The organism is Streptomyces sp. NPDC051207, assembly GCF_040682395.1.
Classification (GTDB): domain Bacteria; phylum Actinomycetota; class Actinomycetes; order Streptomycetales; family Streptomycetaceae; genus Streptomyces.
Window position 1 is genome coordinate 1 of the sequence record NZ_JBFBAX010000034.1, and the last position, 20,905, is coordinate 20,905.

The 20,905-nt window shown below is 72.4% G+C and carries 19 protein-coding genes and 1 tRNA gene; 13 read left to right on the top strand and 7 right to left on the bottom strand.

Going from position 1 to position 20,905, the window contains the following annotated elements:
* Window positions 1–142: 142 nt before the first annotated feature.
* On the bottom strand, window positions 143–439 hold the full coding sequence (locus AB0M97_RS26155; protein WP_365963426.1) for a hypothetical protein: 297 nt from the start codon (window positions 437–439) through the stop codon (window positions 143–145).
* Between the two features lie 796 nt (window positions 440–1,235).
* On the opposite strand from AB0M97_RS26155, the gene AB0M97_RS26160 reads away from it, so the two are divergent.
* The gene (locus tag AB0M97_RS26160; protein ID WP_365963427.1) at window positions 1,236–1,991 is read left to right on the top strand and encodes a GntR family transcriptional regulator; all 756 of its coding nucleotides are present in this window, start codon (window positions 1,236–1,238) and stop codon (window positions 1,989–1,991) included.
* A 150-nt stretch (window positions 1,992–2,141) separates the two neighbouring features.
* Here the strand turns inward: AB0M97_RS26160 and AB0M97_RS26165 are convergent.
* Both AB0M97_RS26165 and AB0M97_RS26170 read right to left on the bottom strand, forming a co-directional pair.
* Window positions 2,142–2,226: transfer RNA gene (locus AB0M97_RS26165), tRNA-Ser, on the bottom strand.
* Between the two features lie 63 nt (window positions 2,227–2,289).
* Window positions 2,290–3,885 (bottom strand): trypsin-like peptidase domain-containing protein, encoded by a 1,596-nt coding sequence (locus AB0M97_RS26170; protein ID WP_365963428.1) that lies wholly within the window; start codon window positions 3,883–3,885, stop codon window positions 2,290–2,292.
* Between the two features lie 256 nt (window positions 3,886–4,141).
* On the opposite strand from AB0M97_RS26170, the gene AB0M97_RS26175 reads away from it, so the two are divergent.
* The gene (locus AB0M97_RS26175) at window positions 4,142–4,969 is read left to right on the top strand and encodes a glycerophosphodiester phosphodiesterase (RefSeq protein WP_365963429.1); all 828 of its coding nucleotides are present in this window, start codon (window positions 4,142–4,144) and stop codon (window positions 4,967–4,969) included.
* Between the two features lie 249 nt (window positions 4,970–5,218).
* Here the strand turns inward: AB0M97_RS26175 and AB0M97_RS26180 are convergent, their stop codons facing one another.
* Entirely contained in the window at window positions 5,219–5,344 is a 126-nt protein-coding gene (locus AB0M97_RS26180) for a hypothetical protein (RefSeq protein ID WP_365963479.1), read from the bottom strand.
* Here AB0M97_RS26180 and AB0M97_RS26185 point away from each other — a divergent pair.
* Together AB0M97_RS26185 and AB0M97_RS26190 are read left to right on the top strand one after the other, a co-directional pair.
* On the top strand, window positions 5,301–5,852 hold the full coding sequence (locus AB0M97_RS26185; RefSeq protein ID WP_365963430.1) for an ATP-binding protein: 552 nt from the start codon (window positions 5,301–5,303) through the stop codon (window positions 5,850–5,852). The two genes, AB0M97_RS26180 and AB0M97_RS26185, sit on opposite strands and share 44 nt — an antisense overlap.
* A gap of 205 nt (window positions 5,853–6,057) precedes the next feature.
* The gene (locus AB0M97_RS26190; protein WP_365963431.1) at window positions 6,058–7,023 is read left to right on the top strand and encodes a DUF5926 family protein; all 966 of its coding nucleotides are present in this window, start codon (window positions 6,058–6,060) and stop codon (window positions 7,021–7,023) included.
* Between the two features lie 241 nt (window positions 7,024–7,264).
* On the opposite strand, the gene AB0M97_RS26195 is transcribed toward AB0M97_RS26190, so the two are convergent.
* Together AB0M97_RS26195 and AB0M97_RS26200 are read right to left on the bottom strand one after the other, a co-directional pair.
* A complete protein-coding gene (locus tag AB0M97_RS26195) occupies window positions 7,265–7,984 on the bottom strand; it encodes a hypothetical protein (protein ID WP_365963432.1) in 720 nt (239 codons plus the stop codon).
* 54 nt (window positions 7,985–8,038) lie between these two features.
* Window positions 8,039–8,704 (bottom strand): bifunctional DNA primase/polymerase, encoded by a 666-nt coding sequence (locus tag AB0M97_RS26200; RefSeq protein ID WP_365963433.1) that lies wholly within the window; start codon window positions 8,702–8,704, stop codon window positions 8,039–8,041.
* 565 nt (window positions 8,705–9,269) lie between these two features.
* Here AB0M97_RS26200 and AB0M97_RS26205 point away from each other — a divergent pair.
* Together AB0M97_RS26205 and AB0M97_RS26210 are read left to right on the top strand one after the other, a co-directional pair.
* Window positions 9,270–10,724: a PP2C family protein-serine/threonine phosphatase gene (locus tag AB0M97_RS26205; RefSeq protein ID WP_365963434.1), complete on the top strand. Its 1,455-nt coding sequence runs from the start codon at window positions 9,270–9,272 to the stop codon at window positions 10,722–10,724.
* A gap of 234 nt (window positions 10,725–10,958) precedes the next feature.
* Window positions 10,959–12,416 carry an aminopeptidase P family protein gene (locus AB0M97_RS26210; protein ID WP_365963435.1) on the top strand — a complete coding sequence of 486 codons (1,458 nt, stop codon included), beginning with the start codon at window positions 10,959–10,961 and terminating at the stop codon, window positions 12,414–12,416.
* 72 nt (window positions 12,417–12,488) lie between these two features.
* Here AB0M97_RS26210 and AB0M97_RS26215 read toward each other — a convergent pair whose 3' ends face one another.
* Window positions 12,489–12,950, bottom strand: a complete 462-nt coding sequence (locus AB0M97_RS26215) for an ATP-binding protein (protein WP_365963436.1) — start codon at window positions 12,948–12,950, stop codon at window positions 12,489–12,491.
* Window positions 12,951–13,179: 229 nt separating this feature from the next.
* Between AB0M97_RS26215 and AB0M97_RS26220 the strand changes: the two genes are divergently transcribed.
* From AB0M97_RS26220 to pheA, 7 genes are all read left to right on the top strand, one after another.
* Window positions 13,180–14,013, top strand: coding sequence for a hypothetical protein (locus AB0M97_RS26220; protein ID WP_365963437.1), 834 nt, complete (start codon window positions 13,180–13,182; stop codon window positions 14,011–14,013).
* A 241-nt stretch (window positions 14,014–14,254) separates the two neighbouring features.
* Window positions 14,255–15,007, top strand: coding sequence for a YcnI family protein (locus AB0M97_RS26225; protein ID WP_365963438.1), 753 nt, complete (start codon window positions 14,255–14,257; stop codon window positions 15,005–15,007).
* 97 nt (window positions 15,008–15,104) lie between these two features.
* Entirely contained in the window at window positions 15,105–15,758 is a 654-nt protein-coding gene (locus AB0M97_RS26230) for an SCO family protein (protein WP_365963439.1), read from the top strand.
* A complete protein-coding gene (locus AB0M97_RS26235; protein ID WP_365963440.1) occupies window positions 15,755–16,231 on the top strand; it encodes a copper chaperone PCu(A)C in 477 nt (158 codons plus the stop codon). The genes AB0M97_RS26230 and AB0M97_RS26235 overlap by 4 nt, the downstream gene beginning before the upstream one ends.
* Window positions 16,232–16,244: 13 nt before the next feature.
* Window positions 16,245–18,344, top strand: coding sequence for a copper resistance protein CopC (locus tag AB0M97_RS26240; RefSeq protein ID WP_365963441.1), 2,100 nt, complete (start codon window positions 16,245–16,247; stop codon window positions 18,342–18,344).
* A 6-nt stretch (window positions 18,345–18,350) separates the two neighbouring features.
* The gene (gene efeB, locus AB0M97_RS26245; protein WP_365963442.1) at window positions 18,351–19,637 is read left to right on the top strand and encodes an iron uptake transporter deferrochelatase/peroxidase subunit; all 1,287 of its coding nucleotides are present in this window, start codon (window positions 18,351–18,353) and stop codon (window positions 19,635–19,637) included.
* A gap of 120 nt (window positions 19,638–19,757) precedes the next feature.
* Window positions 19,758–20,690, top strand: a complete 933-nt coding sequence (gene pheA, locus AB0M97_RS26250; protein WP_365963443.1) for a prephenate dehydratase — start codon at window positions 19,758–19,760, stop codon at window positions 20,688–20,690.
* Window positions 20,691–20,905: the final 215 nt, after the last annotated feature.

Genomic DNA, 20,905 nt, shown 5'->3' on the forward strand with positions numbered 1-20,905 from the left:
ACAGCTCCCACAGGTCCTCCGGCGCCATCCGCTCGACAAGCGCAGCAGTCATCGCCCCAGACTGCCGCAAGATCACACCAACTGAAATGGCCTCTTAGGGCATTGCTGGGATCAGCCGTCGTTGGCGGGGGGTGCCCTTTCTTCAGAGGTGTTCAGGGGAGGTCAGCCGACATCCGCGGCTGGTCGCTACGCGCAGTACGTCCTGCAACGCGCCCGCCAACTGGGCAGCGAGTAAGACCAAGTCCTCCACGGCGTCGGTGTCGTCGTCGAGCGTCTGCTGGGCTTCCTCCAGCAGTTCGGCCGCCATTCCCAGCTGGACCGCCTCGATGTGGTCGGCGAGGCGGGACATGAAGCCGTGCTCGTCGTCTGTGCTCAAGTAGCAGGGCTTGCCTTCCGGTCCTGTCCACGGCAGAAGCCTGAGTTGGTCCGGTGACGTCATCCGTTGGTCTGCCTTTCGGTCATCGGGATGGTGGGCGTCGACGGATCCCCCGGCGCGTGGTCGTTCGGCGCATCCTCCGCAGGCGTCAGCGCTGAGTGGCACGGGCAGTCGCAGGCTTCGTAGATCACGGGGACGCCGACCGGTGCCGAAGCCGGAGAGGACTCCGAGCACGCGGGGTGCGTTCCGATCCGGCACGCGACGGAGCGATAGGGGACGGGCGTCGCGTCCAGGCCGTGGGTCTGGCGTCGCGAGGCCATCAAGGAGTCCCCAGGCGAGTGGACCATGCATCGGCCGGCAGATGAGGCGCGATCACAAGCACCGGGTGCCGTCGAATGGCACGTTCCCGAGCCAGCACGTACGGGCGGACCAAGGCAACGTCCTCGCCTCTGAGTGCGTACTGATGACGCGCACAGCCGGGAGCCACCCCCAGAGCGAGAGTCGGATCGTCTGCGGGTGCGCACGGACTGGTAATGGCTGGGGGTCGTAAGGGCGCCCGGACGCGGCGGTGTCTGCCCTTGTACGAGTGCCGCGACCTGATCAGGGAGACGGCGCGACGGATGCGTTCGAGCACGCTGGATCAGCTCCTAGTGCTGATGGCCCGGTCCCCCGGCATCGCCGGTCAGGGGGACCGCTTTGTGTACGACCGCCCATAAGGTGCGGTCGCCCAGGCTGGTGGCGAGGAGGCCGAACCGGTCGGCCTCGGCCACCGCTTCCAGGACCGGCAGCCTCCGTCACCGGTGATCACTTTCAGTGAAGCTAGTTAACTAGATTAGACCTAGTGGACTAGATTTTCTACATGCCTGAGCAACCGCCCTATCTCCGCATCGCCGACGAACTCCGGCGGCGGATCGCGGAGCACGTCTGGGAGCCGGGAGACCGACTGCCCTCGCGCGCCCAGATCGGCCAGGAGCACGGCGTGGGTGAGAACGTCGTCCGTAGGGCGCAAGAGCTGCTGATCTCGCAAGGTGTGCTGGAAGGACGGGCCGGATCGGGGACCTACGTCGCCGAGCCCCGCCAACGGGTGCGAATCGTCCGGTCCTCGGCGCGTGAGCAGCCCACCGGGTCGCCGTTCCGAGCGGACATGAAGGCCGTCGGCAAGCAGGGGGACTGGGAGAGCCGGACCGACGCCAAGGTGCCAGCACCGGCGGACATCGCGGCACGGCTGGGCATCGCCGAGGGCGAGCTGTGCGTCCGGACGTCGTACGAGTTCCTGGCCGACGGCAGGCCGGTGCAACTCTCCACGAGCTGGGAGCCGTACGACCTCACCGCCGGCACGCTCGTCGTCCTCCCCGAGGGCGGACCGCACGCCGGGGCGGGCGTCGTGAACCGCATGGCCACCATCGGGATCACCGTCAGCCATGCCGTCGAGCAGCCGGAGCCCAGGCAGGCGACCGCCGAAGAAGCGTCGCTACTCGGGATTCAGAAGGCCGCGCTCGTCACGCACATCCGGCGGACCTACTACAGCGACCAAGGGCGGCCGGTCGAGACGGCGGACATCATCGTGCCCGCCGCTCACTGCGAGATCGTCTACGAGATTCCGATCAACCGGTAGCCGCCGCCGTAGCGCCTCTCAGGGCGTGCCCCAGCCGTGCCCCTTCCGTGCCCGTTCGGCCGGGAAACCAAGGGGAACAGGGGTGACCGGCGGGGAGCGGACATGACGACGGCCCCCGACCGTCTTGCCTGGTCAGGGGCCGTAAACCTGCGGTGGGTGTGGGATTTGAACCCACGGTGACTCGCGCCACGACGGTTTTCAAGACCGTTCCCTTAGGCCGCTCGGGCAACCCACCCCGCGCCCGCCGTGATCGGCGGCGCGGGGTCAAGAGTAACGGGTTTCGCGGGGGCCGGTGGGGTCAGCTGTCGCCGACTCGGGAGGCCAGGGTGAGGTCGACCGTGTGTTCCTTGCCGTCCCGTTCGTAGGTGATGCGGACCTTGTCGCCCGGCTTGTGGGTCCAGATCTCGCCGATCAGGGTGGGGCCGCTGTCGATCACGCGGTCGTCGAGCTTGGTGATGACGTCGCCGGGTTCGAGGCCCGCCTTGTCCGCCGGGCCGCCCGGCTCGATCGCCTCGGAGCCGCCGGCGCCCTGGTCGGTGATCTTGGCGCCGTTCGTGGACTCCTCCAGCGAGACGGACGCGCCGATCTTGGCGTACACCGGCTTGCCCGTCTTGATCAGCTCCTGCGCGACGTACTTGGCCTGGTTGATCGGGATGGCGAAGCCGAGGCCGATCGAGCCGGCCTGGCCGGTGCCGAAGCCGCCGTTGCTGGTGGACTGGATCGCGGAGTTGATCCCGATGACGTTGCCCTGCGCGTCCAGCAGCGGGCCGCCGGAGTTGCCCGGGTTGATCGACGCGTCGGTCTGCAGCGCGCTCATGTAGGACGCCTGGCTGCCCGTGCCGTCGCTGGAGGCGACCGGGCGGTTCTTGGCGCTGATGATGCCCGTCGTGACCGTGTTCGACAGGCCGAAGGGCGCGCCGATCGCGATCGTCGAGTCGCCGACGGCGACCTTGTCGGAGTTGCCGAGGGTGAGCGGCTTCAGGCCCGACGGCGCGTTCTTGAGCTTGATGACGGCGACGTCGTAGCCCTGGGCGTTGCCGACGACCTCGGCGTCGTACTTCTTGCCGTTCGGGAAGGTCGCCGACAGCGTGCCGCCGTCGACGGCCTCCGCCACCACGTGGTTGTTGGTGACGATGTGGCCCTGGGTGTCGAAGACGAAGCCCGTGCCGGTGCCGCCCTCGCCGCTGTTGCTCTCGGCCTCGATGGTGACCGTGCTCGGCAGGGCCCTGGCGGACACCGCGGCGACCGTGCCCGGGTCACGCTTGAGGTCGCCGCCGCTCTGCGCTGCGGAGACCGTCGTGGAGCCCGCCTCGTCGTTGTTCTTGGCCAGCGTGTAGCCGAGGCCGCCGCCCAGGCCGCCCGCGACCAGCGCCGCGATCAGGACCGCCGCGAGCAGGCCGCCGCGCCCGCGGCCGGCCTTGGGGGCGGGCTGCTGGTACGAGGCTCCCCAGCCACCGGGACCACTGGGCCCCCCGGGACCACCGGGACCGCCGGGGCCCTGGCCACCATGGCCGTAAGGGCCCTGGCCGCCATGTCCACCCTGACCGCCATGTCCACCTTGCCCACTCTGACCGCCGTCGCCGTAGGGGGCGCCGGGCGGCGGGGGCGGCGGCCAGGAGGCGTTGGGCGCCGCGTCCGGGCCTGCGTTCTCCGCGCTGTGCGAACCCGTCGGCTCCGGCGTGCCCGCCGAGGCGTACGCGGGCGCGGGACCGCCGGTCTGCGCCCCCTGCTGTTCCCGCGCGCCGGGGTGGTGCGCGGGTACCGGCGGGACGGGGGTCGTGGGCGTGTCGCCGGCGCGGGCCGCCGCCTGCGGGGAGGCTGCGGGAGCGTCCACCGGCACGGGAGGTGCAGACGGGGCCGGGGGTACCGCGTTGCCCTCGTTCTCGGTGCTCACAGCTTCTCTCCTCGATCCACGGCTGTTCTTCTCGGTCGCACTCGGCCACGCCCGCTCGCGCTGGTCGACGGTCCGGTGCGGTCAGCTGCGCATGTCTTTTTGTATGCGGTCAGCTTTTCCCACGGGCCGTCAGAGCACCATAAGCGGTGGCTGTGGGTCCGCGACCATTCTTTATATAGGTCATGTCAGACCAAAAGGACGCAAGACCGGCGGCTCCGTCTGCACGTCTACCCCCGGGCGGTGGCACCATGACGCGGTGACCCACGCACGACAGCACCGGATCCAGGTCGTCGCCCACCGCGGGGCCTCGGAAGACGCCCCCGAACACACCCTGGCCGCGTACACGAAGGCCATCGAGGACGGTGCGGACGCCCTCGAGTGCGACGTGCGGCTGACCGCGGACGGCCACCTCGTCTGTGTCCACGACCGCCGCGTCAACCGCACGTCGAACGGCCGCGGCGCCGTCTCCGCGCTGGAGCTCGACGATCTCGCCGCCCTGGACTTCGGCTCCTGGAAGAACCGGGACGCCTTCCGGGGCCGCGACGAGGAACCCGACTGGGAGCACCGCCCCGAGGACCGGGAGGCGACCTCCGTGCTCACCCTGGAGCGGCTGCTCGAACTCGTCGCCGACGCCGGGCGCCGCGTGGAACTCGCCGTGGAGACCAAGCACCCCACGCGCTGGGCGGGCCAGGTCGAGGAGCGGCTGCTGCACCTGCTGAAGCGGTTCGGGCTGGACGCGCCCGCCACGGCCGACGAGTCGCCGGTGCGGATCATGAGCTTTTCGGCCAGATCGCTGCACCGTGTGCGTGCCGCCTCGCCGACCCTGCCGACCGTCTACCTCATGCAGTTCGTCTCGCCCCGGCTGCGCGACGGACGGCTGCCCGTGGGCGTCGGCATCGCGGGTCCGTCGATCCGGATCGTGCGCAACCACCCGACGTACGTGCGACGCCTGAAGCAGGCGGGGCATCAGGTGCACGTGTGGACGGTGAACGACCCCGAGGACGTGGACGTGTGTGTCGCGCTCGGCGTCGACGCCATCATCACCAACCGCCCGCGCGCGGTGCTGGACCGGCTCGGCCGCTGAGCCCGACGCACGCGCGTGCACCCCACCGGACCGGTTCATCCGCTGAACCCCGGCACACCCGCGCGCACCCCCACCTGTCCAGCTCCCGCCGCTGGATCCCCGGCGCACCCGCGCACCCCAACCGGACCGGCTCAGGCCGCTGAGCCCTGGTACCCTCGCGCGCACTGCACCCGGACCGTCGAATTCCAGCCATTCGGTTACGTGGAGTACTCCGGCGCATTCGCCGCGTGTTCGAACGTCCCGAATGCGTCACCGCAGGACGATCGGCCGGTTTCCGGCGCAGATCAAGAGGGCATTCACACCGTGGCGTGGGGCGAAGGAGGTCTCGGGGGTGGCGTTGGTGGTGGCACAGGAGGTGCCCACGTCGTCGAGCATGGCCGTACCCCATGGCCCTGCGGGCGTGGGCGAAGCAAGGCACCGGATGCGTGAGCAGTTGCGCGGCGGTGGCGTGGCGGAATCGGTCATCGACGACGCCGTTCTGGTCCTTTCCGAACTTTTGAGCAACGCGTGCAAACACGGCAGGCCACTGGGCGGAGCCCTGGCCGGTGACGGCGACGTCCGGGCCGCGTGGCGCGTCGACGCGAGCGGCCGGCTCGTCGTGGAGGTCACGGACGGGGGCGGTCCGACCCGCCCGGCCCCGGCCACGCCCTCGATCACCGCGCACGGCGGCCGCGGGCTGAACATCATCACCACGCTGGCCGACGACTGGGGCGTACGGGACGGCGCGCGGGGCGAGGTGACGGTGTGGGTGGTCGTGCCCGGCGACGTCCGCGACCCGGACCCGGGCCGCCGCCGTGACGACTTCACCGCGCGCGTGGCGGCCCCCGCGGTGCCGGAGATACCGGGCCTGGATCTCGCGGACGCGTTCGACGACCTGGACTGACCGGTTCCGGTCCGCGGATCGCCCGCGACGACACGGCCGGGGGTGACAATGGGGCCGCTCCGTCCGGCGCGTCGTCCACAGCAGTCCCGTGGGATGAGCCGTCCGTTGTCCGCAGCAGTCCCGTTGTCCACAGGGCCCGACGGGCATGGCGCGAACGGCTAGGCTCCCGACGTACGAGACGAGCCGTAATCGGGAGACACCCAAGATGGCCAAGAAGCGACCCCAGACGAAGGGCAAGCGCCCGCAGTTCAGCGACGGGGAGGTCCCGGTTGTCGGCGCCCGTGAACCCTGCCCGTGCGGCAGTGGCCGCCGTTACAAGGCCTGCCACGGCCGGGCCGCCGCGCACGCGGTGACCGAGCTGGTGCAGCGGCCGTTCGAAGGCCTGCCCGGCGAGTGCGACTGGGTCGCGCTGCGCGAGCTGGTGCCGGCCGCCACGGTCGAGCTGCCCCTGAAGGACGGCCTGCCCGAGGGCGTCCCGTCGGTCACGCTGGCCACGGTGCTGCCGATGGCCTGGCCGGCGCTGCGCCGCGACGACGGCTCGGTGCTGCTCGGCCTGCAGAACGACACGGCGTCGGGCGACATCAGCCGCGACCTCGCCGACACCCTCCGGCGCGCGCTGGAGGCGCAGCCGGGCACGCCCGTGCAGGGCCGCCGCGCCCCGGCCGACGGTCCGCGGCTCCAGGACGTGCTCGACCCGGAGGGCGCCTTCGAGCCAGTCGTGCACGAGGGCTTCGAGTTCTGGGTCCCCGACTCGGAGAACGCGACGCCGGAGGTGACCGCCTCCCTGGAGCGGGCCAACGCCGCGGCCATCCCGACCGTCCGGCTGCGGGGCGTCGACGCGGCGTACTGGTGCGAGACGCCGGACAAGAACCATCTGCGCTGGGTGATGCCGCACCCGGAGGAGCAGCTTCTGGACGCGCTCGCGCGGCTGCACGCGGCGGGCGCGTCGAGCCTGGGCGAGGGCACACGCCTGGTGGGCTCCTTCCGCGCCCACGGGCTCACGGTGCCGGTGTGGGACCTGCCGACCGGGATGACGGCGCAGGACGTGGAGAAGCCGGCCGCCCAGTTCGCCGAGCGTCTCGACGTCGCACTGGCCGCCGACACGCCGCTGACCCCGGACGAGCGCCGCGCGCGTGGTGGCCTCACCAACCGGCAGGTCACGCTCAGCTGACGCCACGCCGCGCCGACGGCGACAGCGGTGACTCCGGTCACAACTCCCAGTGGAGACACGCTAGTCGGTGACTGGAAAGGCTGAGATCGAATTTGCGAACCGGCGATCTCTTGTTACCGTTCCAGTAGCCCGGTTGCTGGTGCATCCCCCGTCGCCAGCAACCGGGTCCTTTCATGCGCGCGATCCCTGCGCGCTGTGCCTCACGGATGGCGTCCGGCTCTCAACTTCCCGGCGGCGCAGGTCAGTTGCTCCCGGTCCGCAGCAGCAGCGGCCCGCTCCCGCCGGGTGCCGCGAACTCCGCGACCGCCGTGTGGGCGGCCAGTGCGGCGCGGGCCGGTCCCCTGGGTGTCTCGCACATCGCCGGAGCGTCCTCGGCGCCGACGGCGCAGTGCATCCGGACGGTACGGCCGCCCGGCCCCATGAGGCTCAGGACGGCCGTCAGGGCGTCCCCGGTGGCGTTGCGGTAGTAGGTGCGCGCCCAGATGTCGGCGCCCTGGGCCAGGACACAGGTCTGCGCCTCGACACCGCCGGGGGAGGTCAGGTCGGGCCCGCAGCGCACGGCGGTGCCGCCACCGAGGCCCAGCGCCCCTGATCCGGCCGGCTCCGGCGACTCGCCCGGCCCGGCCGGCGCCTGCGGCCTCGCGGGGCCGCCGACGGGCTCCTTGCCGTCCCTCCCAGGGCTGTCGACCGGCGCCTCGCCGTCGTCCGGCACCGCCCCCGGACGTACGGCGTCACCGGGCGCGGGGACCACGGGCGTGCCTAGCCGCTCGTCTCCCCCAGCTCCCGGCGACGACGCCACCGCCGGCGGCCGGTCCCGTACGGATCCCGCCGACGCCACCGCGAGCGGCAGGAGGGCCGCGCACGCGACGGAGGCCACGAGGGCGAGCAGGTGGGCGCGGTGCGCGCCGGGGCCGCCGCGGGGCGGCCCCGGCGCGCCGTACTCACCGGATTGACGCAGCATGCACGGAAGTTAACGCGCCGTACCGCGCGCCCGTTCCGTCCGCGTCCGACACCCTTACAACTCGGGTGCGCTCACACCCGTACGAGTGAGGGCCTCGACCACGGCGTCCACCACGGCCTCCACGTCGGGCACCCACGGCGAGGACGAGCCGGGCAGCGGCGCGCGCTCCCAGGTGACGGCGCCCTGGCCGGTCTCGGACGGGGGCAGCGTGATGTAGCCGCCCTCGCCGTGGAAGCGGAGGGAGCCGGGCACGAAGTCCTTGGCGTACAGCAGTTCGCCCAGCTGCTCCATGGAGTACGGCTTGACCAGGATCGACCAGCGGGCGGGCGAAGCGACGACGGGGCCGAGCCGGATGCCGAGCCGGTCGAGCGCCTCCAGCGCGCGGGCGGCGGGCAGGGCGGGCAGCGACACCGCGCACGGCGCCCGGCCGCCGGTGGCCAGGACGATCGGCGCGGCCGGCCGGTTGGCCCACCACCAGCGCACCATGCGCTCGTCGGTGGTGGCCGCGAGGAGGCCGGGGTCGAAGGGATGCGCACCCGGCACCGTGCACTCCGGGTCGGGGCAGCTGCAGCGGGACCGCCCTCGCGGGTCCGCCGCCACGCCCGGGAGGACGGGCCACTGCCATTCCGTGGCGAAAGTCAGGGCCGCGCCGATCAACTCAGGCCGCCCGTTGTTGCGCCGGGGCAGGAGCCTGCGTCGCCTTCCGAGGATCTCGCGCATGAGCGCTCGTTCCTTTCCGTTGCACGCCTGGCAACACCGTGGGTCCACATCACGTCATGTGTCGATCACTTCACTGTGCGTACCTGTTGGCGCATCACACCCCTGTCGTGGACAAGGGGAACCCCTATGGGCCGTGCGTCGGCTGCGTCCGCGGCAGCCTCGCCCGTACCGCGTGTGCCGGAAGTACGGGCGTGGCGTGGGGTGGCGAAGTCTGGCGTTTGCCGTCGCGCGTGTTTCTCTCCGCCTCCGCCACGGGAGGATGGGGCACGGTCGTCGGTGGATAGGACGCCCGGGTCGGTCACCAGGTTCCCGGTGGCAGTCAACCACCCCTGGTCTTCTCCGAGTACGTACCCATCACGACCGCTGTGACGCTCCGTCGAGCAAGGCCAGTCGACCGCAATAAGCCGTTCACTGGGTCAGTTTTAAGCCAACTTCTCCTTTACGCAAGAGATCGGGAAGGACTCGTCCGAAGTCCCACGGACACCAGGAATCCCAGCAGGACAATGCTGGACATCTCCTCTCAAGTGCGTGTACATGTGGAGACACTGCAGCGGCGCAGAATGACATGGGGGTTTGCGATGCCTTTGAGCAGAACGCACCGGTCGGAAGGCCGGATGCCATGAACGCCCCTCACCCGTCGAAAGTGGCCGGAATCGATTCAACGGTCCCGGCACCCGCACACACTGTCGCGTCCCCCGCCGCACCCGGTACCACCCCAGTCCCCCCGCCGCACACCGCGAACGCCCCCGGCACGGCGCTCCAGGACCGCCTCGCCGGCTGGGTCTCGGACCTCACGACCCTGCACGAACTCACCGAGCGCCTGGCCCGCACCGGCTCTCTCGGCGCCGCGCTCCAGGAACTGCTGAACGCCGGAGCCGCCCTGGTCGGCGCCCGGCGCGGACTCGTCGTACTGGAGCCCCTCGACGGCCTCGGGCCCGACACCACCGTCGGTCTCGGGCTCGGCCAGGCCGACCTCGGTCACCTGGAGACCGTGCCGCGCAGCGCCCTGTCGATCGGCAGGATCCTCGACGGGCTGCCCGGCGGCGACGGCGAGATCGCCCAGCCCGACCTGCTGGCCGACAAGGCGCTCGATCCCCGGCACCGCGAGGTCGCCGCGCGCCTCGGCTACGCCGCGAGCTACGCGCTCCCCCTGACCGGCGAGGACACCGGCCGCATCGGCGCCGCCGTGTGGCTGTACGACGAGCCCGCCGAGCCGGACGCGCACCGCCGTCACCTGGTGGGCCTGTACGCCCGATACGCCGCCGAGCACCTGGCGCGTCTCGTCGAGGTCGAGCGCACGCGCGCGTGCCTGGCGACGATGGCGGAGGAGCTGCTCCCCTCCCGGCTGCCCCGCGTCGCGGGAGTGCAGCTCGCCGCCCGGCACCGCACCGGTCCGCGCGGCGGCGGCGACTGGTACGACGCGCTGCCGCTGCCGGACGCCGCGCTCGGTCTCGCCGTCGGTTCCGTGACCGGGTCCGGCCCGAGCGCCGTGGCGGCGATGGGGCGGCTGCGGGCGTCGCTGCGGGCCTACGCCGTGATGGAGGGCGAGGACCCGGTGGCCGTCCTGTCCGACCTGGAGCTGCTGCTGCGGCTGACCGAGCCGGCCCGTGCCGCCACCGCCCTGTTCGGCTACTGCGAACCCGCGCTGCGCAAGATCACCGTGGCCGGTGCCGGGCACAGCCCACCGCTGCTGGTCGGCGAGCGGCGCACCGAGTTCGTGGAGACGTCCGTGTCCGCGCCGCTCGGCATGCTCGCCTGCTGGGAGGCGCCCAGCGTGGAGATCCAGGCGGAGCCGGGAGAGACGGTTCTGCTGTACACCGACGGGCTGCTGCACCGCACGGGTGACACGGCCGACCGCGCCTTCGCCCGGCTGCACGCGGCGGCGGCCAACGCCCCCAAGGGCATCCGCCACGACCCCGGCGCCCTCGCGGACCACGTGCTGCGGACGATGCTCCCGGACGGGCTCGACACGGCCGACAGCGAGGAGGACGTGGTGCTGCTGGGGGTGCGCTTCGAGTAGGCGGGCGTACGGTTCCGGTGCCCGGCGGGACATCACGGTGTCCGCAGGGGATTCGGGCGTCCGCACGTGAGGTTTCCGCGGTCGCCGCGCGGGTGCGCCCGTCATGCCGGCGTTCGCGGGAACTTCCGGGCACCTCGGCGGCGGGTGCCGGTACCGGGTTCTTCGGCCCCGGAACCCCCGCCTTACGACCGTACGATGGGGGACGGTCCAGTGCCGTATCCAAGGAGGATGACCGTGGCGGAGGAGCTTCCGGAGACCCCGGAGACTGCCGAAGAAGAGCCGATCAAGCAGCGCAAGAACGGCCTGTACCCGGGCGTGTCCGACGAGCTGGCCGAGAACATGAGGAGCGGCTGGGCCGACACCGAGTTGCGCGACCTGGAGCCGGTCCCCCAGGCCGCCCGGACCGCCGCCCGTCGCGCCGCGCTGTCCGCCCGCTTCCCCGGGGAGCGCCTCGTCGTCCCGGCGGGCAACCTGAAGACCCGCTCGAACGACACCGAGTACCCCTTCCGCGCCTCCGTCGAGTACGCGTACCTCACCGGCAACCAGACCGAGGACGGCGTCCTCGTCATGGAGCCCGTCGGCGACGGGCACCGCGCCACGATCCACCTGCTGCCGCGCTCCAACCGTGAGAACGGCGAGTTCTGGCTGGACGGCCAGGGCGAGCTGTGGGCCGGCCGCCGCCACTCCCTCACCGAGGCCGAGAAGCTGTACGGCATCCCCGCCTCCGACGTGCGCGAACTCGCCGGCACGCTGCGCGAGGCCACCGGGCCGGTGCGCGTCGTGCGCGGCTACGACGCCGGCATCGAGGCCGCCCTGACCGACAAGGTCACCGCCGAGCGCGACGAGGAGCTGCGGGTCTTCCTCTCCGAGATGCGGCTCGTCAAGGACGACTTCGAGATCGGCGAGCTGCAGAAGGCCGTCGACTCCACCGTGCGCGGCTTCGAGGACGTCGTGAAGGTCCTCGACAAGGCGCAGGCCACCAGTGAGCGCTACATCGAGGGCACGTTCTTCCTCCGCGCGCGCGTGGAGGGCAACGACGTCGGCTACGGCACCATCGCCGCCGCCGGCCCGCACGCCTGCACGCTGCACTGGGTGCGCAACGACGGCCCGGTCCGCCCCGGCGACCTGCTGCTGCTCGACGCGGGCGTGGAGACGCACACGTACTACACGGCCGACGTCACGCGCACGCTGCCGATCAGCGGCCGGTACACCGAGATCCAGAAGAAGGTCTACGACGCGGTGTACGAGGCCCAGGAGGCCGGGATCGCGGCGGTGCGGCCGGGGGCCAAGTACCGGGACTTCCACGACGCGGCGCAGCGGGTGCTGACCGAGAGGCTCGTCGAGTGGGGCCTCGTGGAGGGGCCGGTCGAGCGGGTGCTGGAGCTGGGGCTCCAGCGGCGCTGGACGCTGCACGGCACGGGTCACATGCTCGGCATGGACGTCCACGACTGCGCCGCCGCGCGGACCGAGACGTACGTCGCGGGGACGCTGGAGCCGGGCATGGTGCTGACGGTCGAGCCGGGGCTGTACTTCCAGGCCGACGACCTGACCGTGCCGGAGGAGTACCGGGGGATCGGCGTGCGCATCGAGGACGACATCCTGGTGACGGAGGACGGCAACCGCAACCTCAGCGCCGCGCTGCCCCGCCGGTCGGACGAGGTCGAGAGCTGGATGGCCGCGCTGAAGGGCTGACGGCCGCGGCGGCCGGGGCGGACCCGCACGTCGAGCCCCGGCGGGGCGGTCGGCCGCGTCACGCCGGCGGGGTCACACGGCGACCAGCGGGGTGTCCTTCTTCCACTTCAGGATCTTGTCGAAGCTCACCACCGCGCCGTCCCGGCCCGGCTTGTTGCCGATGTGGACGTGGTCGGTGAGTTCCTCGATGAGGCACAGGCCCCGGCCGTGCTCGGCGTCCGCGCGGGGCAGCCGGGCCGGTTCCCTCGCCGGGGACGGGTCGTGGGCGAAGCCCGGTCCCGCGTCGGTGACCTCGATGCGGCACCGCTCGCCGTCGAGATAGGCGGTCACGCGGTAGGCCTCCGACACCGCGCCGCGCCCGCCGTCGCCGCCGTGCTCCACGGCGTTCGCGCAGGCCTCGGTGAGGGCGACGGAGAGGTCGTAGGAGATGTCGGGGTCGACGCCCGCGGTCTCCATGGTGCCGAGCAGCAAGCGGCGGGCCAGCGGCACGCTCGCGGCTTCACGCCGAAGATGGAGTGACCACCAGATGCTCATGCTCCAGCCTCCTGGCCGCGCCTCGACATACCGTTACGTATTGCCCCGAGTACTGTCCGGTAAGCACGAAGTTGACGTGACTCCGCCCATACGGGGGATGTTCCGAGGGTGACGAACGGTGTATGCAGGCGGCTTTCACCCCGGAAGGATCTTCTTCCGGTACGTGATCCCGTCATCCTGCGGACCTGGCGTACCGCGCCCGCCCGGCCGGTGCGATGATGGGCCCGCCATGACTGCCCCCCACCAGTGCACGCGCCCCGGACACGGTCTCCGGGTACTGAGGGCCGCGATGTTCGCCGCGGTCTGCGTCGTGCTGGCCGCGGCCGGGCACGCACTGGCCTCGCTCGCCGTGATCCCGCTGTGGACGCTCGGCGTGGGATTCCTCGGGGCGGCCGTGCTCGCCGTGCCGCTGACCGGACGCGAGCGCTCGCTGCCGGGCATCGTGGCGCTGCTCGCGGTCGGGCAGACCGCGCTGCACACGCTGTTCGGGCTGGGGCAGCACACGTCGGCCGCCGCCTCCGGCGCGGGCTCCTCGGCCGCGCTGTCCGACGCCGCGCTCACCGAGCACGCCGCCCGGTTCGTGTGCGGGACCACGGCCGCGGCACTCGGTCCCGCCGAGGCGCGGCGCATCCTGACCGACGCACGCGTCCACCCGGACCTCACCGGGCAGGCCGTCGCCGCGCACCACCCGGCCGACGCCCTGTCCACCGCCGCGGGCTCCTCGGCCGCGCTGCTGCCGTCCCTGTCGATGCTGCTCGGCCACGTCCTCGCGGCCGTCGTCGCGGGCTGGCTGCTGCGCCGCGGGGACCTCGCCCTGCTGCGGCTGACGGAGATACCCGCGCTGGCGGCGCACACCGTCGCCGACGGCGCCCTCGTCCGCTCCCTGCGCGGGGCACTGGCGCTCACCCGCGCCCTCTGCGCCGGTCTGCCGGGCGCGCCCCGGACGGGACCGGCCCTGCCGGGCACCGCGCTGCTCGCGCCTCCTGAACTGCGTACCACCGCACTCCAGCACACCGTCGTCCGGCGCGGCCCGCCCGCCGGCGTCTTCGCGCTCGCCGCCTGACACGACGCGACCGCCGCTCCGCACTGTGCCGGAGGGGGCCGCCGTCGTGCGGCACGCGCGCGTGCGTCCGATGCCCCGAGCCGTGCCTCTTCCGGGTTTGTCCGGTGGGTGCCCGGGGCGGCCGGTCGTCGCGTGCGACCCCTCTCGTCACCGTCATCGTGACCGTCATCGCGACCGTCACCGGGACGCACGGGGATCCTCCCGTGCCCCACCGACTCACTCGAAGCGGAGTGCTCCTTTCATGAAGGCTTCCCGTATCGCTGCCGTCGGCGCCCTCGCCGGCACCGCCGTGCTCGCCCTGTCCGGCCCCGCGCTCGCGCACGTCAGCGTGCAGCCGGAGGGCGAGGCCGCCAAGGGCGGCTACGCGGTGGTGAACTTCAAGGTTCCCAACGAGCGCGACAACGCCTCCACCACCAAGCTCGAGGTCACCTTCCCCACCGACCACCCGCTGGCGTCCGTGATGCCGCAGGCCGTCGACGGATGGAAGATCGAGGTCACCAGGTCGAAGCTGGACAAGCCCCTCGAACTGCACGGCAGGAAGATCACCGAGGCCGTCAGCAAGGTCACCTGGACCGCCGACGGCAAGGGCGTCCAGCCGGGCTACTTCCAGAAGTTCCCGGTGAACATCGGCGCCCTGCCCGAGGACGCCGACGAACTCGTCTTCAAGGCCCTCCAGACGTACTCCAGCAAGGAAGTCGTCCGCTGGATCGAGGTCCCGCAGGAGGGTCAGGAGGAGCCCGAGCACCCGGCGCCGGTGCTGGAGCTGTCCGACGCCGAGGAGGACGGCCACAGCGACGACGCGTCCGCCGAGGAGACGTCCGACGACGCCGCGGACACCGAGAAGGCCGGCGACGTCGAGAACGCCGCGGCCTCCGACGACGCGGGCGACGGCACCGACACCACCGCCCGGGTCCTCGGCATCGCCGGAATCGTCCTCGGCGCGGCCGGTGTGGCCTACGGCGTGTTCGCCGGCCGTCGGCGCACCACCGTCTGACGCACATCTCTCCCGGACGCACCGGGGCCGGCGGCGGACTCCACGAGCCGTGCGACCCCGGTGCGCTCCGGAGCACTCACATCTGGGACATTTTTCTATGCGCAAGAAGACGTTCGCCGCGGCCGCGCTGCTCGCCGCCGCCTCCCTGACGCTCTCCGCCTGCGGCAGCGGCGGCGACACCGGCAAGCCCGTCACCGCGGTCTCCGAGGAGGCCGGCTCCGACAAGGCCGCCACCGTCCTCGACAAGCCGTTCGAGAAGCCCGACCTGGTGCTCACCGACACCAAGGGCGAGAAGTACGACCTGCGCTCGGCCACCGCGGGCAGGCCGACGCTGATCTACTTCGGCTACACGCACTGCCCCGACGTGTGCCCGCTGACGATGAACAACATCGCCGTCGCCAAGAAGCAGCTGCCCGAGGCCGAGCAGGACAAGCTGCGCGTCGTGTTCGTCACCACCGACCCCGAGCGCGACACCCCGGCCGAACTCGGCACGTGGCTCAAGGGCATCGACGCCGACTTCATCGGCCTGACCGGCGAGTTCGACACCATCCAGGCCGGCGCCCGCACCGTCGGCATCTCCATCGACCCGCCGCACAAGGACAAGAACGGCAAGGTCGTCTCGATGCACGGCACCCAGGTCATCGCGTTCTCACCGAAGACCGACGGCGGCTACGTGCTCTACGGCGAGGACACCGGCCCCGACGACTACACCAAGGACCTGCCCAAGATCATCAAGGGCGAGAAGCCGTGAGTCGGCTCGGCCCGCTCGTCGTGGGACTCGCCGGGGCGCTCACCCTGGCGGGCTGCGGCCCGGACCCGTCCGCGTCGTCGTCGACGTCGGCCGGTTCCGCGCCCGACCTCGCGGTCGGCTCCGCCTACATGCCGCAGCCGGTCTCCGACACCGTGGCGGCCGGTTTCCTCACCGTCACCAACGAGGGCGGCAGCGCCGACGAACTGACCTCCGTCTCCAGCGACGCGGCGGGCCGGGTCACCGTGCACGAGACCGTCGACGGAGCCATGCGGGAAGCCGACCGTCTGAAGATCCCGGCCCGCGGCAGGCTCGTGCTGGGCAGCGGCGGCAACCACCTGATGTTCGAGAAGCTGACGCACAGGCCGAAGCAGGGTGAGACGGTCCCCGTCGAGCTGCGCTTCGCCCACTCCGACCCGGTCACGGTCGAGATGCCGGTGAAACCGGCCACCTACCGGCCGACTTCCGGACACTGAGGGAGGGACCACCGTGACACCGACCGACGCCCCCCGCCGCATGCGCATCCTGGTGCTGCTGTTCCTGGCCGTCACCGGCGCGCTGCTGGCCGGCGCCGCACCGGCCTCCGCACACGCCGCGCTGACCGGCAGCGACCCCCGGCAGGGGGCGGTGGTCGACAGGGCCCCGACCCGGATCACGCTCACCTTCTCCGAGGAGGTGGCGGTGTCCGACGGCGCGCTGCGGGTCCTCGACCCCCAGGGCAAGCGCGTCGACAGCGGCACCCCGGCGGGCGTCAGCGGCACGACGTACGCCGTCGGACTCCACTCCGGGCTGCCCGACGGCACGTACACCGTGACCTACCAGGTGGTGTCCGCGGACAGCCATCCCGTCGCCGGCGCCTACACCTTCTCCGTCGGCGCGCCCTCCGAGACGTCCGTCGCGCTGTCCGGGCAGGCGGCGGGCGGCGGGCTCGTCGGCTTCCTCTACGGGCTCGGGCGGTACGTGTCGTACGGCGGGTTCGTCGTCCTCGCGGGCGGCGCCGCCTTCGTCCTCGCCTGCTGGCCGCGCGGCAGCGGGGTGCGGGCCGTGCAGCGGTTCGTGGTGAGCGGGTGGGTCGCGCTCACCGCCGCGACGCTCGCGCTGCTGCTCCTGCGCGGCTCGTACACCAGCTCCGGGAAGGTCGGTGACGTCTTCGACCTGGAACTCCTCGGGCAGGTGCTCCAGACCAAGACGGGCGCCTCCCTGGTGTCCCGGCTGCTGCTGCTCGCCGCGGCGGCGCTGTTCGTGGCGGTGCTGTTCGGCGCCTACGACAAGCGGGACGACGAGGAGAAGCGGGACCTCACCTTCGGGCTCGCGGTCGGCGGGACCGTCGTCGCCGCCGGACTCGCGGCGACCTGGGCGATGTCGGAGCACGCCTCCAGCGGTCTCCAGCCGGGCATCGCCATGCCGGTCCACGTCGTGCACCTGCTGGCCGTCGCCGCGTGGCTCGGCGGGCTCACGACCCTGCTCGTCGCCCTGCACCGGGCGCCCGCGGACACGCCGGTCACCGCCGCGGCCGTACGGCGCTTCTCGAGCGTCGCCCTCGGCGGTGTCATCACGCTGGTCGTGACCGGCACGTACCAGTCGTGGCGGCAGCTCGGCTCCTGGTCGGCCTTCACCGACACCCGGTACGGACAGCTGCTGCTGGCGAAGCTGGGGCTCGTGGCGGTGCTGGTGGGGGTGGGGTGGGTCTCGCGGCGGTGGACGGGGCGGTTGGTGGGGGCGGCGGACGGGCCCGCCGAGCACGGAGAGCCCGCCGAGCGGGGCGAGCGTGCCGAGGAGGGCGTTCCCGCTGCTCGGAGCGGGCAGGCCGAGGACGCGTCCGGTGCCGTGCCTCCGGAGGCGGCACGCACGCGTACCGGCGTACGCACCACGGCCGGCGCCTCGGAGCAGGCCGAGCCGGCCGAACAGACCGAGCACGCGGAACGGGCCGGCCAGGACGAGCACGCCGAGCCGGCCGGACAGAACCCGCCGGCCGGACAGGCCGACGCCCCCCAGCGCGCCCAGCAGCTCGCCCGGCAGCGGGCCGTCATGGCCGCCGCCCGGCGCAAGCGGCTGCGGGACGCCGACCCCAACCGCTTCGGGCTGCGCCGCTCCGTGCTCGCCGAGGCCGGTGTCGCGGTCGTCGTCCTCGCCGTCACCACCGTGCTGACGCAGACCGAGCCCGGACGCACCGAGCAGGACGCCAGGGCGGCCGGTGCCGCGTCCTCCGCCACGCCGTCCGCGCCGTCCGCGCCGTCCGCGCCGTCCGGGACGGTGACCCTGGACATGCCGTTCGACACCGGCGGCAAGGACGGCAAGGGGCTCGTGCGGATCGACCTCACCCCCGCGCGGGTGGGCGTCAACCAGGCGCACGTCTATGTGCAGCGCCCCAACGGCCGCGCCTTCGACATCCCCGAGGTGAAGATCGCCTTCACCCTGGAGTCCAAGGACCTCGGGCCTCTGCCCGTCGTCCCCGACCACATCTCCACCGGACACTGGACGGCGAGCGGAGTGCAGCTCCCCATGGCGGGCGACTGGAAGGTCGACGTGACCGTGCGGACCTCCGACGTCGACCAGGTGACCGTCTCCAAGAACGCGCAGATCGGCTGACGCACCATGCCTGACCAGTCCATTCCGGAAGCCCGCACCCCCGTCGCGGAGACCCGGGGAACGGCGTCCCCCGTGCCCGGCGCGGGCATCTCGCGGCGCCGGCTGCTCGGCACCGCCGGCGCCACCGGGCTCGTGCTCGGCGCGGCGGGCGCCGGTGCGGGGTACGCCGCCCGGCCCGCCGAGGCCACGCCGCTCACCTCGCTCGGCGCCGAGGAGGTGATGTTTCACGGGAAACATCAGCCCGGGATCACCACGCCGATGCAGGCGCACGGCCATCTCGTCGCCTTCGACCTGGCGGGTGGCGCCGGCCGCACGGAGGCCGCCGCGCTGCTGCGCCGCTGGTCGCAGACGGCCCGGCGGCTGATGGCGGGCGAGCCCGCGGCCCACGGCGACACCGATGTGGCCCGCGACGCCGGACCGTCGTCGCTGACGGTCACCTTCGGCTTCGGGCACGGCTTCTTCACGAGGACCGGCCTGGAGAAGCAGCGCCCGGTCGCACTGGACCCGCTGCCGGACTTCTCCTCCGACCGCCTCGACAAGGCCCGCAGCGACGGCGACCTGTGGGTGCAGATCGGCGCGAACGACGCGCTGGTCGCCTTCCACGCGCTGCGCGCGATCCAGAAGGACGCGGGGTCGGCGGCCCGGATGCGCTGGCAGATGAACGGCTTCAACCGGTCGCCGGGCGCCACCTCCCGGCCCATGACGACGCGCAATCTGATGGGCCAGGTCGACGGCACCCGCAATCCGAAGCCGGACGAGCCCGACTTCGACCGGCGGATCTTCGTGCCCGCCTCCGGGGAGCCGTCGTGGATGGCGAACGGCTCCTACGTCGTCGTACGCCGCATCCGCATGCTCCTCGACGACTGGGAGAAACTGCCGGTCAAGGCCCAGGAGGAGGTCATCGGGCGCCGCAAGTCCGACGGGGCGCCGCTGACCGGCGGCGACGAGACGACCGAGATGGACCTGGAGAAGACGGACGCGCAGGGCAGTCCGGTCGTCCCCGTGAACGCCCACGCCCGGATCAGCCGGCCGGACCAGAACGGCGGCGCGGCGATGCTCCGCCGGCCGTTCTCGTACCACGACGGCTTCGACGCGGACGGCGTACCCGACGCGGGGCTGCTGTTCATCTGCTGGCAGGCGGACCCGCTGCGCGGTTTCGTGCCGGTGCAGCGCAAGCTCGACCGGGGCGACGCGCTGTCGCCGTTCGTCCGCCACGAGGCGAGCGGACTGTTCGCGGTGCCGGGTGGTGCGGCGGAGGGCGAGTACGTGGGGCAGCGGCTGCTGGAGGGCTGAGGGCGGCGACACGTACGGGTGAGTGGGCCGCGGCGCGGGACACGGGGAGGTTCACTCGCGCGGGGTTCACGCTGTGAGACTTACGGCCCCTGGGCGACGTGCGGCCATTAGGGTGAGGTCATGCCAGCGAGCTACGCGTATCTCGGTCCCGAGGGCACCTTCACCGAGGTCGCCCTGCGCACCCTCCCGGAGGCGGCCACCCGGGAGCTGATCCCGTACGTGTCCGTGCAGTCCGCGCTGGACGCGGTCCGCGGCGGCGAGGCCGAGGCCGCGTTCGTGCCCATCGAGAACTCCGTCGAGGGCGGCATCACGACGACGCTCGACGAGCTGGTCGCGGGCGCGCCGCTGATGATCTACCGCGAGGTACTGCTGTCGATCACCTTCGCGCTGCTGGTCCGGCCCGGCACGAAACTGTCGGACATCAAGACGGTCACCGCCCATCCGGCCGCGCAGCCGCAGGTCCGCAACTGGCTCAAGACCCACCTCCCGGACGTGGTCTGGGAGTCCGCCGCCTCCAACGCGGACGGCGCCCGCCTGGTGCAGGAGGGCCGCTACGACGCCGCCTTCGCCGGTGAGTTCGCCGCCGCCCGGTACGGCCTGGAGGCCCTGGTGACGGAGATCCACGACGCGGAGAACGCGCAGACGCGGTTCGTGCTCGTGGGGCGCCCGGCCCGGCCCGCCGCACCGACCGGCGCCGACAAGACGTCCGTCGTGATCTGGCAGCGCGACGACCACCCCGGCGGGCTGCGCGACCTGCTCGGCGAGTTCGCCACGCGCGGCATCAACCTGATGCTGCTCCAGTCCCGGCCCACCGGCGCCGGCATCGGCAACTACTGCTTCTGCATCGACGCCGAGGGCCACATCTCCGACCGCCGGATGGCCGAGGCCCTGATGGGGCTCAAGCGGATCTGCCTCCAGGTGCGCTACCTGGGCTCGTACCCGCGCGCCGACGTGACCGCCGCCGAGGTGCGCGCTCCGCGGCCGGGCACCTCCGACGAGGAGTTCTCGTCGGCGGCGGACTGGGTGGCGCGGTGCCAGGACGGCCGGTTCTGAGCGGTCGCCGCGTGCGGGACCGGTCGGGGGCAGTCGGGCGCAGTCGGGGCCGCTTGTAGGGTTTCGGCCAGTCCTACCTGCTGATTTTCCTTGTCCACAGAAGTTATCCACAGGTCAGCTTCTCGACCTGGGGACAAGTCGACAGCGCAGCCCCACCCAGTCGACAAATCGGCCTGGATCACCCTACTTCGTCCACAGTCGCCCCCATCACCCTT